This window comes from Geomonas sp. (assembly GCF_056994735.1).
Genome location: NZ_JBXKJL010000032.1, coordinates 1 through 11,593 on the forward strand (window position 1 = coordinate 1; position 11,593 = coordinate 11,593).

Annotated in this window: 12 protein-coding genes and 1 pseudogene; 6 read left to right on the top strand and 7 right to left on the bottom strand. The window is 61.3% G+C overall.

The annotated features are described in order from the left end of the window. Positions 1-1,026: GMP reductase (locus AC11W3_RS01425; RefSeq protein WP_484092362.1), on the bottom strand; the 1,026-nt coding region annotated here is incomplete at its 3' end. Between the two features lie 290 nt (positions 1,027-1,316). Between AC11W3_RS01425 and AC11W3_RS01430 the strand changes: the two genes are divergently transcribed. After that, positions 1,317-2,567 (top strand): MFS transporter, encoded by a 1,251-nt coding sequence (locus tag AC11W3_RS01430; RefSeq protein WP_484089277.1) that lies wholly within the window; start codon positions 1,317-1,319, stop codon positions 2,565-2,567. A 28-nt stretch (positions 2,568-2,595) separates the two neighbouring features. Here AC11W3_RS01430 and AC11W3_RS01435 read toward each other — a convergent pair whose 3' ends face one another. Both AC11W3_RS01435 and AC11W3_RS01440 read right to left on the bottom strand, forming a co-directional pair. Next, on the bottom strand, positions 2,596-3,591 hold the full coding sequence (locus tag AC11W3_RS01435; protein WP_484092363.1) for a tRNA dihydrouridine synthase: 996 nt from the start codon (positions 3,589-3,591) through the stop codon (positions 2,596-2,598). Between the two features lie 108 nt (positions 3,592-3,699). Further along, positions 3,700-4,185, bottom strand: coding sequence for an FKBP-type peptidyl-prolyl cis-trans isomerase (locus AC11W3_RS01440; RefSeq protein WP_484089279.1), 486 nt, complete (start codon positions 4,183-4,185; stop codon positions 3,700-3,702). A gap of 183 nt (positions 4,186-4,368) precedes the next feature. Between AC11W3_RS01440 and AC11W3_RS01445 the strand changes: the two genes are divergently transcribed. Further along, complete coding sequence (locus AC11W3_RS01445) at positions 4,369-4,575, top strand: MerR family transcriptional regulator (protein WP_484089280.1); 207 nt, start codon at positions 4,369-4,371, stop codon at positions 4,573-4,575. 47 nt (positions 4,576-4,622) lie between these two features. Here AC11W3_RS01445 and AC11W3_RS01450 read toward each other — a convergent pair whose 3' ends face one another. After that, complete coding sequence (locus AC11W3_RS01450) at positions 4,623-5,093, bottom strand: hypothetical protein (RefSeq protein WP_484089281.1); 471 nt, start codon at positions 5,091-5,093, stop codon at positions 4,623-4,625. Positions 5,094-5,403: 310 nt separating this feature from the next. On the opposite strand from AC11W3_RS01450, the gene AC11W3_RS01455 reads away from it, so the two are divergent. From AC11W3_RS01455 to AC11W3_RS01470, 4 genes are all read left to right on the top strand, one after another. Beyond that, on the top strand, positions 5,404-6,057 hold the full coding sequence (locus tag AC11W3_RS01455) for a YceH family protein (protein WP_484089282.1): 654 nt from the start codon (positions 5,404-5,406) through the stop codon (positions 6,055-6,057). Between the two features lie 125 nt (positions 6,058-6,182). Beyond that, positions 6,183-6,485 (top strand): DUF2288 domain-containing protein, encoded by a 303-nt coding sequence (locus AC11W3_RS01460; RefSeq protein ID WP_484089283.1) that lies wholly within the window; start codon positions 6,183-6,185, stop codon positions 6,483-6,485. 15 nt (positions 6,486-6,500) lie between these two features. Then, on the top strand, positions 6,501-7,226 hold the full coding sequence (locus tag AC11W3_RS01465; protein ID WP_484089284.1) for a DUF1847 domain-containing protein: 726 nt from the start codon (positions 6,501-6,503) through the stop codon (positions 7,224-7,226). A 566-nt stretch (positions 7,227-7,792) separates the two neighbouring features. Continuing rightward, positions 7,793-8,611 carry a flagellin N-terminal helical domain-containing protein gene (locus AC11W3_RS01470; protein ID WP_484089285.1) on the top strand — a complete coding sequence of 273 codons (819 nt, stop codon included), beginning with the start codon at positions 7,793-7,795 and terminating at the stop codon, positions 8,609-8,611. Positions 8,612-8,805: 194 nt separating this feature from the next. On the opposite strand, the gene AC11W3_RS01475 is transcribed toward AC11W3_RS01470, so the two are convergent. From AC11W3_RS01475 to AC11W3_RS01485, 3 genes and pseudogenes are all read right to left on the bottom strand, one after another. After that, positions 8,806-9,513, bottom strand: coding sequence for a response regulator (locus tag AC11W3_RS01475; protein WP_484089286.1), 708 nt, complete (start codon positions 9,511-9,513; stop codon positions 8,806-8,808). Further along, the gene (locus AC11W3_RS01480) at positions 9,503-11,044 is read right to left on the bottom strand and encodes a DUF4118 domain-containing protein (protein ID WP_484089287.1); all 1,542 of its coding nucleotides are present in this window, start codon (positions 11,042-11,044) and stop codon (positions 9,503-9,505) included. The genes AC11W3_RS01475 and AC11W3_RS01480 overlap by 11 nt, the downstream gene beginning before the upstream one ends. An 85-nt stretch (positions 11,045-11,129) precedes the next feature. Further along, positions 11,130-11,593: pseudogene (locus AC11W3_RS01485) on the bottom strand (amino acid transporter); the annotation flags it as partial.

The window sequence follows — 11,593 nt, forward strand, 5'->3', positions numbered from 1 at the left end:
CCGGTTTTCCTGCTCGCGAACGCGGATGAAGGTCGTCCGCTTGGTCAGTTCCTTCAATGCCGCCGCGCCGACATAGGTGCAGGCGGAGCGGACTCCTCCCAGGATCTCCCTCACCGTCTCGTCGATAGCCCCGCGATAGGGCACCTCGACCGTTTTCCCCTCCGATGCGCGGTACGGTGAAACCCCTCCCGCATGCTTCTCCATGGCGGTGATCGAACTCATGCCGTAAAAGAGCTTGAAGCGCCTTCCGTCGCGCTCGACGATCTGCCCGCCGCTCTCGTCGTGCCCCGCGAACATCCCCCCCAGCATCACGAAATCCGCCCCTCCCCCGAAGGCCTTGGCGACATCGCCGGGACAGGTGCAGCCGCCATCGGAGATGATCCGCCCCCCCAGCCCATGCGCCGCATCGGCGCACTCCATGACGGCGGAGAGCTGAGGGTACCCTACCCCCGCCTTCATCCTGGTGGTGCATGCCGACCCCGGGCCGATCCCGACCTTGACAATGTCGGCGCCGGAAAGGAGCAGCTCCTCGACCATCTCTCCCGTCACCACGTTCCCCGCCACGATGGTCTTCTGCGGGAACGCCTCCCGTACCTTCACCACGTAGCCAACGAAGTTCTCGGAATAGCCGTTGGCGACGTCGATGCAGATGAAATCGATTTTCGGGTGGTTGTTGATGATGGTGGACAGCTTCTCGTAGTCGGCAGTCGAGGTGCCGGTACTGACCATGATCCTGTTGTAGATGGAGTCATCCTTGTCGTGGAGATAGCTCTTCCAGTCGGTTACCTGGTAATGCTTGTGAATCGCCGTCAGCATTCCGTGCCTGGAGAGCACATCGGCAATCCCGAAGGTCCCCGTCGTGTCCATGTTGGCGGCGATAACCGGGATGCCCGTCCAGTCGTGCTTGCTGTGGAGGAACTTGAAGGTCCTCTGCAGGTCCACCTGGGAGCGGCTTTTCAGGTTCGACCTTTTGGGCCTGATCAGCACGTCCGAAAACCCCAGCTTGAGATCGCTTTCGAGGAACATGGTCAATCTCCTGGCCTGCATGGTCGACGCTCCCCTCGCCCTTCGGGAGGGGGCAGGGGGTGGGGCGGCTGCCACGCAGATATGTCTGCTGCAGTTGACGGCTGCCCTAAGAGGGTATCCCAAAAGGCGCGGCCTTCAAGATGAAACGACTCTGTTTCTAATAGCTTATCGGATTGATCCTGTCTTGCCCCCTCATCTTCCTTTCGGCCAGTAAGGCCGGCATTCATTTCAGCTCTTTCTGATTGAACCGGTTCATAACGCTGTGTTAGAGTGCCGGGGGGAGTGACAACATGCACGAGCATAACCGGCTGCGCCGCCAGCGCTGGGGAATCTTCTTCGTCCTGGCACAGGTTTACATCCTTGTCTATTTCTACCGCGTCTCGCTCGCCGTGGTGGCGGCGGATCTCTCGCGTGACCTCAGCCTGTCCCCCGCCCAGCTTGGCTCCCTCTCCAGCATCCTCTTCTATGTCTACGCCGCAGCCCAGATCCCCCTCGGCCCCTTGATCGACAGGCTGGGAGGGCGGATCGTCATCAGCTTTTCCGGTGTCCTCACTGCCATCGGCGGGTTCATCTTTTCCCAGGCCGGAAGCATGGCGGCCGCGATGGCCGGTCGCGTCCTCATTGGAGTAGGCACGGCCTGCGTCCTCATGGCAACCTTTACCATCTTCAGCCACTGGTTCACGAAGCGGGAATTCGGGAAGGTCTCGGGGTTCATGGTAGCGGTGGGAAATCTCGGAAATGTGGCGGGAACGGCGCCGCTGGCCCTGGCCGTGGCGCTGATAGGCTGGCGGGCATCATTTCTGGGCGTGGCGGTACTGCAGGCCGTGGTCACGGTGCTGGTCTTCCTGCTGGTGAGAGACCGGCCGTGTGTGGCACAGCAGGAGGAGACGGGCGCTGCACATCAGCCGGTGGGAATGGTGGAGGCGTGGAAGCAGATTCTTGGCAATCGCGACTTCTGGCTCTTGGGTGCCGTCGCCTTCGCCTGGTATGGGAACTACCTTGCGGTACAAGGTCTCTGGGGCGGGCCCTACTTGATGGAGGTGCTGAAGCTGACACGGGCCCAGACGGGGCAGATGCTGATGTACACGTCGCTCGGTTTCATCACCGGGAGCCTCTTCATTGACAGCGTGGCCAGGAAGATCCTTCACTCCTACAAGAGGACTCTGTTGGCGGGGCAGATGCTGCTGTTGCTCCTCATGACCGCCTTCCTGGGATTGGTGGAGCATATGCCCTATGCGGCAGTGGTGATATTTTTCTTCGTGATGGGGCTGGCGGTCTCCAGCGGCGTCATGATCTATCCCATCGTCCGTTCCATGTTCTCGGTCCGGATAGTCGGGACGGCGCTGACCTCGCTGAACTTCTTCGTGCTGATGGGAGCGGCCTCGACCCAGCAGATAATGGGAGTGGTGATAGGGTCGTTCCGGAAGATGGCTCCGGAACTGCCGGGGCAGGCGTTCCATGCCGCATTTCAGATCCCGGTCGCCTCACTGGCCGTCGCCATCGCGGTATTCTTCTTCGCCAGGGATTACTGGGAGAAGTAGACTCGGGCGTCCGCCCCGGCCGAACCTCCTACCTCAAGTCCTCCATGGCCTCCCTGAAGGCCTGCAGGTTCTTCGATCTCTTCAGTTTCTTGAGCACCCGGTCGAGTTCCGGGTCCTCCGCACTGGCCACCACCCCTTTTATCTTTCCGAGGATCTGGGCGTCTCCGCAGAAGAGCGCGCAATAGCGGGGGAGAAGATCGGACAGGTAGCGGTGAAGCATCGCCCTCCTCTCCTCCACCTCCGGTTCAGCGCAGGCTCTCCCTCGCAGCCTCTCGAAGAGCATCGGCTCGCCGATGCCCCCCCTTCCCAGCATCAGCCCGGCGGCTCCCGTCTCCCTCAAGATCCGCAACCCGGTCGCGCTGCTCCTGATGTCGCCGTTGGCGATCACCGGAATCGCCGTCTCCTTCACGACCTCGGCGGTGATGGCGTGGTCTGCCCAGCCGTTGTAGGCCTGACGGACAGTCCTCGGGTGCAGCACCAGGAAGTCGACCTTGGCCGATTCGAAGAGGGGGAGCAGGGAGAATACCTGGCGCGGGTCTTCATAGCCGGCCCTAAGCTTGACGGAGAAGGTGCCGTAAATGACCTCCCGCAGGGCGGGGATGATCTCCTCCAGCAGCTCCGGGCGCTTCAGCATCCCGCCACCGGTGAGCCCGCTGGTCATCCGTCCGTAGGGGCATCCCATGTTCAGGTTGATGTGGACCGCTCCGGCGTCCTGGGCAAGCTGGGCAGCAGAAACCAGGGCTTCCCTGCCGTGGCCGATCAACTGCACGACCAGGGGCACGCCCTTTTCCTCCGGGGCTATCTCCTTCAGATCGCCGGGAGTGAGCCTTTTCTTGGCGGCGACCGGATTTACCCGCATGAATTCGGTGAAGACCGCGTCGGGGCGCACCCAGTCGATGAAGGCGGAGCGCAAGGCCCGGTTGGTGAGCCCCTGCATGGGGGCCAGCATCAGCGGGGTTTCCCCGTGAGCCCACGGCAGCCTCGCGCCGGGAGCCGTTCCTGCTCCGGCGGGAGCTTCGTTCATAGTCGCATTATTGGTCATGATCTGATGATGGTTCGGGTTTGATGGCGGGAGAAAGCGGAAAGGGCGGCCCTGGAGGCCGCCCTTTCCATGCACCTTGGTCTCTGATTTTTACTGGATTTCCAGCAGTTCGATCTCGTAGGTGATATCCTCGCCGGCCAGCGGGTGGTTGGCGTCGACGGTGATGGTGTCCTCTGCAACCTCGACCACGGTCACCTCGATCGGCTCGTCATCGTCGCCGGTCAGTTCGAGTTCCATCCCTACTTCCGGTACGATGTCTCCGGTAAGCTGCTCGCGGGAGATGGAGAAGACCTCGTCCTCGTCGTACTCGCCGAAGGCGTCCTCCGCCGGAATCACTATGGTCTTCTTCTCGCCAGGGGCCATCCCGATGAGGGCTTCTTCGACCTGCGGGAAGAAGTCTTCATTTCCGATGGTGATCTCCATCGGGCCATGGCAGCCGCAGCCTTCGTCATCGCAGCCTTCATCGTCGCATCCGCAGCTCTCTTCGTCTTCGATGGTGGTATCGAAAACGGAGCCGTCCTCGAGGGTGCCGACGTAGTTGATTTTTACCTTGTCACCTTGTTTTGCAGTTGCCATCTCGATCTTTCCTTTTGTTTTTATTGCACGCCCTGTATTCCCCCTGAATGTACGTGCGAGCAAGGCCGGTAGTCCAGTAAAATCTTCAGGGACGATTATTTTTCAAGGCGCCGCAGGCGAGGGTCCTTTACAGCCGATCCACGATTTGGAACAATTATGGAGTCTGCCGGAGGAGGTCACGTCATGGAAAGAAAAGAGAGGAAGGTCACGGTCGAGGAGTGGAATTCCCGTTTCCGGGCCCTGGGGCTGGACGACGAGATGATGGGGCATTGGCACACCCTGTTCGAGCGGGAAAACCCGTCGGGGCACCAGAGTTTCCTGGAGTGGCTCGGACTGCCCGAGGAGCGGATCGCACAGGTTCGCTCGAAATCGGCTGAATCGAAGAAATGACAGGGGAGCCCCACCCCGCACAGTTCGGGGATGGGGCCTTCCAGCCGCTAGGCGTTTGCCTTGTCCTTCAGTTTTCTCGCCGCGAAGTTGTAGCACTGGAGATAGGTGAGGATGGTGAGGATGAAGCTGTAGTAGATGACGCTGAGGACGAAGGAATCGTTCGGCGCTGCCGTGACGAAGACCACGAAGAAGCCGAGGGTGGCGATCTTGATGATATCGGCGAACCGCTTCTGCTTGGCGAAAGCATTCATCTGTTCGGTGGTGAGCCCGGCGGCCGTCAGGGCGAGATCGCGATCGGCCTCCTTCGAGGCGAAGCGGAAGATCGGATAGAACAGCAGTAGCTGAACGACAAAAGAGGCCAGCACCCCGTGCATGAAACGGAATTCCCTCCCCTCGATCCGGAGTTTCTGCTGGAAGTTCACAGCCATGTACACGAGAAGAGCCACCAGCGCGATCTGGACCACGCCGAAGACCCTGATCATCTTATTCATTCTCCTGAAGTCTAAAGTACTCGTCATGCTGATCTCCTCGATGGTTTGGCCTTGGCCCCTCTGCGGCCCGGTGCAGATACCATAACAAATAAAATATCGTTTTACAACTAAAAGGGAATGGACCAGATACGCACTCCTCGCCTGTCCGAGGACGGTCTGCCGCGCCGTTTGCTGCGAATGCTTTTTTTTTACGGTTGATCCCGTGCCGGTTATCGAGTAATTTTGCCCGGAGCGGAGTTGCGAGCTAGATGGAAAGCGCCGGGTGGAGAGCTGCTTCACTTCACCCGTCCCGTTGGACCTTCCCCCGCAAATACTTGAGCCGTAAAGAGGAGCGCACATGGATGTGACACTCAATGATATAGAGGTGCGGGTCCTGGGTTGTCTGATCGAGAAGGAGCTGACCACCCCGGAATACTATCCTCTTTCGCTGAACGCCCTGGTGAACGCCTGCAACCAGAAGTCCAACCGGGATCCGGTCATGACCCTGGACGAGAGCGAGGTGACCAAGGCCCTCGATTCCCTGAGGTTCAAGCAGTACGCGCTGGTTTCCGGGATCGGGGGACGGGTGGCCAAGTACCGCCACGCCCTGGTCGAGAAGTTCCGGTTCTCTCCAGCCGAGCTGGCGCTGCTTTGCGAGCTCCTGATCCGGGGGCCGCAGACCGTGGGGGAGCTGAGGACCCGGGGAGAGAGGATGTATAAGTTCGCCGATCTCTCCGAGGTCGAGAGCGTGCTGAACGACCTGATGGAGCGTACACCTCCCATGGTGGCGAAGTTGCCGCGCCTGCCAGGGCGCAAGGAGCCGCGTTTCTGCCACCTCTTCGCCGGCGAGCCCGATCTGGCCGCCCTGGAAGCTGCCGGAGCCGCTGACGTCCCGAGATCCAGGGGTGACGAGGAGAAGATCGCCAGACTCGAGGAGGAGCTGGCAGGGCTGCGCCAGGAAGTGGTCGAGCTCCGGGAAATGCTGGTAGAGCTCAAGAAGGCACTGGAGTAGCGGGCCTCGCCTCTGGCGTCTCGCGTAGGAGTGCCCTTCCGGGCGCGAACCGCGGCGGTAACGCTGCTCCTGCACCGAATGCTCTTCGTCCGTAGCCGGGCAAATTTAAATATCGGAGAAGGTAGATGACAGAATCAAAGGAAGAGCTTGCCACCAAGATAGATGTGACCGACTGGTTTGCGCTGCGGGCCCATCTCGAAAGGGGCGGCGTAATCGTGGTCGACTCGATGCTCGATCTCGCCGAGGTAGGCGCGAGCCTCGCCGCCGATGACGTGAAGAGCGTGGAGCGTTGGATCTCGTCAGGACTGCTGGCTAAGCCTTCGGCAGAGCAGATAGGGCGATGGGATGCGGAGAATGCCAGCAAATTTCTCTGCCTCATCGTCTCCCCCTACGTGCTGGTCCAGCTACAGGCCCCGGAGAAGGGGTAACAAAGGAGGGTTGATATGGAAAGCGAGAATACCGTTGCCGTCTCCTGTTCGCGCTGCAGCGCCGTCTGGCAAAAAAGCGGCGCGACCAACTGCTGGAGCGGGAACCCCGAGACCACCCCTCCGCGCCCCGGTAACTGCCCGGCGGGCAACTTTGCCGAAGTCATCGGTGAGGCCGTCGACCTTCTGAAGGGGGAGAATGAGGACGCCAAGATCGCCTACGTGGCGGCAAGGGTGGAGGGGCTTTGCTATCAGCCGACACCGGGAAGCGACGTGATCAATGCGCGCTGGACCAGGGTGGAGGACACCATCGCCTTCGCGAAGCTGATGGGCTACCAGAAGATCGGCATCGCCACCTGCATCGGTCTCCTGGACGAGACGGAGCGGCTTTCCGCGATCCTGAGGGCACAGGGACTGACGCCTTTGAGCGTCTGCTGCAAGGCGGGGAGCATCGACAAGAACGAGCTGGGGCTGAAGGAAGAGGACAAGGTTCGTCCCGGCACCTTCGAGCCCGCCTGCAATCCCATCGCCCAGGCCGAGATCTGTAACGAGCTCGGTACCGACATGAACGTCATCGTGGGGCTCTGCGTGGGCCACGACATGCTGTTCAACAAGCACTCGAAGGCCCCGGTCACCACCCTCGTCGTCAAGGACCGCGTCACCGGCCATAACCCCATCGCCGTCCTCTACGGCCAGAACTTCTACTATAAGAGGCTGCAGAAGTCGCCCATGAAGGTCGAATAGAATTACCCAGCGGGGTCCGTGCCGTAGGCCAGGCACGTACCCTGCCTTCCCCTCCTTTTGCCCTGACTCCCCATTACCTCCTTCATTACCTACTGATTTCCCCGAAGTTCCTGATGACAATCCGTGCCGGCATCCGGTCACCGTCACCGCTTTGACTAACGCGCAGAATATACCTTCACGGCGTGTGACGGAATTTTGACTCTTGTCCAGAATTCTATAAGAAGCAGGGGCACGGATCCCGACCGCAGCGACGGCAGCGGTTGCTACTCTAATTTTCTTCCCGCCACAATATTTTTTTCTACCGTCCCGAAGATTTTTCCTGTCCAGGCTCCGCCGCAAGAGGAGGTACCGGTCAGATGAGGACAACGGCCCGTGATCCTTAATGATTTTTTGGGGGAGAGGTTCTCATGGGGAGGGGGGAGAATGGCTTCTCCCTCTCCTGTGGCCCCTAACTATTGGGAAAATCGAATTAAAGTGGCACGCCTGGTGTAAAAAGGCTGGCATCGGCCGTAGGAAAACCCGGCAAGAAGCCGGGAACAAAAAACACCAGAAAGGGAGAAACACACATGTCGACCAGCGATATCTCACTCACCGCAGGAATGAGGACCAACCTTCTTAACCTGCAGAACACCAGCCAGCTTCTGAACAGAACGCAGCAGAGGCTCTCTTCCGGCAAGCAGGTCAACAGCGCACTGGACAACCCGACCAACTTCTTCGCAGCCCAGAACGCCAATCAGCGCGCCAGCGACCTCTCCGACCGTAAGGACGGGATGGCAGAAGCTGTCCAGACCGTGCAGGCAGCAAACGCCGGTATCTCCGCGATAACCGGCCTGATCAACGCAGCAAAAGGTGTCGCCCAGTCCGCCCTTTCCACCAGCGACACCAATGTGCAGTCCAAGCTGGCAACGCAGTACGACACCATCCGGAGCCAGATCGACAACATCTCCTCCGACTCCGGGTACCGTGGCCTGAACCTGCTGAGCTCCACCAACACCCTGACCGTTAACTTCAACGAGGACGCCTCCTCGAAGCTTAACGTGATCGGCTTCCTTGGTACCTCCACGGGCCTCAGCCTCTCTGGCGCCAGCGGCAACTGGCAGACCGTCTCCGACATCACCACCGACACTGCCAAAATGGACACCGCCATCACCACGCTGCGTTCCAACACCCAGACTCTGGCAGCCAACATGAACATCATCACCACCCGCCAGAGCTTCACCGACAGCATGATCAGCACGCTGCAGACCGGTGCGGACAACCTCACCCTGGCAGATATGAACACGGAAGGTGCGAACATGCTGATGTTGCAGACCCGTCAGTCCCTCGGCACCACCTCGCTGTCCATGTCTTCCCAGGCAGCCCAGTCCGTCCTCAAGCTGTTCTAGTCTCAAACGTCGATCTGGAGGGGACCTCCCCTCCAGATCGGCAAATTTGACACTCCCCGAAGCACCCCCCCAAGAATCCTCCGAAGCGACAACCTTTTGACTCTTTCCCTCGAACCCGCGCTGCCACACCGTCTCTTCACTCTCGACTCTGGAATCGCAGATCCATACCGCACCGCCGTTTTCAGCGGCAAGAACTACTCCGCGGCCTTCAGGCGGTACCCGACCCCCGGCTCGGTGAGTATGTAGCGTGGCCTTGATGGATCCAGCTCGATCTTGCGCCTCAGGTTGCTGATGTTGACCCTCAGGACGTGCGGCTGCTCCACGTACGCCGTCCCCCAGATGCGCTTCAGGATCTGGCTGTGGGTCAGCACCTTCCCCGCGTGGGTCGCCAGCATGCGCAGCAACTCGTACTCCGTCGGGGTCAGCTGCACCTCCTCTCCTCGCACGGTGACCCGGCGGCGCGGCAGGTCCACCTGCAGATCGCCGGTATGAAAGACAGGCTCAGGGGCCTCCTGCACCGCCCTGCGCAGGGCGACCTTTACCCGCGCCTGCAGCTCCCCGATCCCGAAGGGCTTGGTCAGGTAATCGTCGGCACCGGCATCGAGAGCGGTGATTTTGTCGTCCTCCCGCTCGCGCACCGAGACCACGATGATCGGCACCTGCGACCACTCGCGGATGCGCCTTATCACCTCCACGCCGTCAAGATCGGGCAGGCCCAGATCCAGCAGGATCACGTCCGGCCGCACCGCGACCGCAGCTGCGAGCCCGGCATGTCCGGTCGTCGCCTGGTGCACCGAAAACTCGACCGTGTCCAGGGCGGCCTTCAGGAAGCGCTGGATGGCGGCTTCGTCATCTATTACCAGGATGCGGGGGAGGTTTTCCCTGGCGCCTTCAGTGCTCATGCAGGTTCGCCTCCTTTGGAGTTTCTTGCGGAAGGGTGATGATGATCTTCAGCCCGCCCCCCTCCCTGTTTTCGGCCCGGATGCTGCCGCCGTGCCCCTCCACGATCCCTTTGCAGATGGAGAGGCCCAGCCCGGTCCCGGCAAGCCCCTCGGGGACGGGGGTGCGGTAAAACTTGTCGAAGACCCGGCCGAGGTCCTGCGTGGCGAGTCCTGGGCCGCGGTCGGCGATCTCGATGACCAGGAGGCCGCCGGTGCAATGGGAGGATATCTCGACCTTGCCGCCTTCCGGGGAAAACTTGATCGCGTTGTCCAGGATGTTGACCAGGACCTGGACCATCAGAACCGGGTCCATGGGTGCCAGTGGGAGATCGGCTGCCAGTTTTACCTCGACCTCCGTCGTCCCCAGCCGCTTTTCCACCGCGGCCAGGGCGCATCCGATCAGGTCTTCGACGTCGGATGGCTCCAGCCGGGGACGCAGCGCCCCGGACTCCAGCCTGGTCATGTCCAGCAGGTTGGCCACGAAACGGTTGAGCCTCCCCGCCTCCTCCCGGGCGGTCTCCAGCAATTCGGTCCGGGCGGCTTCCCCGAGCTTTTCCCCTTCGTCGAGGACGGCGCTCACGGCGCCGGTGATGGCGGAAAGCGGGGTGCGCAGGTCGTGGGAGATGGAGTTCAGCAGGGCCCGCTCCAGGTTCTCCCGCCCCTTCAGGATCTGGGCCTCCTGGGCCTCCTGGAAGAGCCGGACCCGCTCCAGGGCCATGGCCGTCTGGGCGGCGAAGGACTCGAGCAGGTGAAGCGTCTGGGGAGATTGCGGGTCCTCCCTGTCATCGAGCCTGATCCCCAGCACCCCCAGCGTGGAGCCCGGCGCCTTGAGGGGCAGGTAGGTCAGCCTGGCGCCGCCGTAGGACTTCGTGCCGCGCCCGGCCATACGGCGGCTGGTAAAGCACCACTGTGCGACGGTGAGATCGCTTTGCTCCAACTCGAGCCCCCTGCTCGCCGCTTCTACCTTCACTATCGCTTGGCTCGGCTGCAGGACGGCCAGTTGCGCTCCCAGGCTCTCCTCGACGTTACTTATGACCGCGGCGAGAATGGTGCGAGTGTCTGCGGCGGCGGCCAGTTTCCTGCTCAGGCGGTAAAGGCTCGCGGTATGCCGCTCCCGGGCCCGCAGGGCCTCAAGGCGCTCCCCGGCTCTGGCCATCAGCGTGCTGATGACCACGCCGACAGTGAAGAGGGCCAGGAAGGTGACCAGGTACTCCTTATCGGCGATGGTGAGGGAAAAGCGCGGGGGAACGAAAAAGAAATCGAAGGCGAAGACGCCGAGAAAGGCGGCGACGATGGCGGGCCAGCGGCCGAGAGAGACCGCGGCAACCACCACCGCCAGCAGGTAAGCCATCACCATGTTGATGGGAGAGAGGTAGGGGCGGGCCAGCTCGCACAGCAGGGTTGCGGCGGCAACGAGCACGACAGCGCCGAGATGGGTGGAAAGAATGTTCTTTCCGGCGGAGGCGGTAAAGTTCCAATAATTCCTGGTCATGGCTCCAGTGTAAATCCTCCATTATTACAAGGCAATGCTTACAAGACGGCACCTCCGTCGAACTGCTTCATCCCCGTGAGCCCGGTCACCCCCCTATGCGGATCGGGAGGATGACGGTGGTGAGGCCGTCCCACTGCAGCCGGCGCTGGATCGAGAAGGCCGTCTCGTTGTGCAGCATCCGGTGGTAGAACTTCTCCAGGCGGAAGGTGAGCTGCCCGGTGAAGACGGTGGACCTGGGGTACTCCTCCCCGAGTTCCCTGCAGATCTCGACGGCGCTCTCGACCACATCGGTGCCGACCGCCAGCCGGTAATCGGCGGCAAAGCCGAGCCTTCGGGCCAGATCCACGTACTTCTCGAGGCTCGCCTTGGCCGAGGCTTCCAGGGCCTCGATCTCCTCGGCCCCCTTGAACGAGCCCGAATCGATGACCGCGACCGAGACGAAGACCAGGTTCTTGTAGGTCTTGGGGAAGGAGGTGACGATTGATAGGAGGGTGTGGACCCCGAAGCCGCTGTAGCCGGAAACGAGCTGGATGGCGGTGGGCTCGGTAG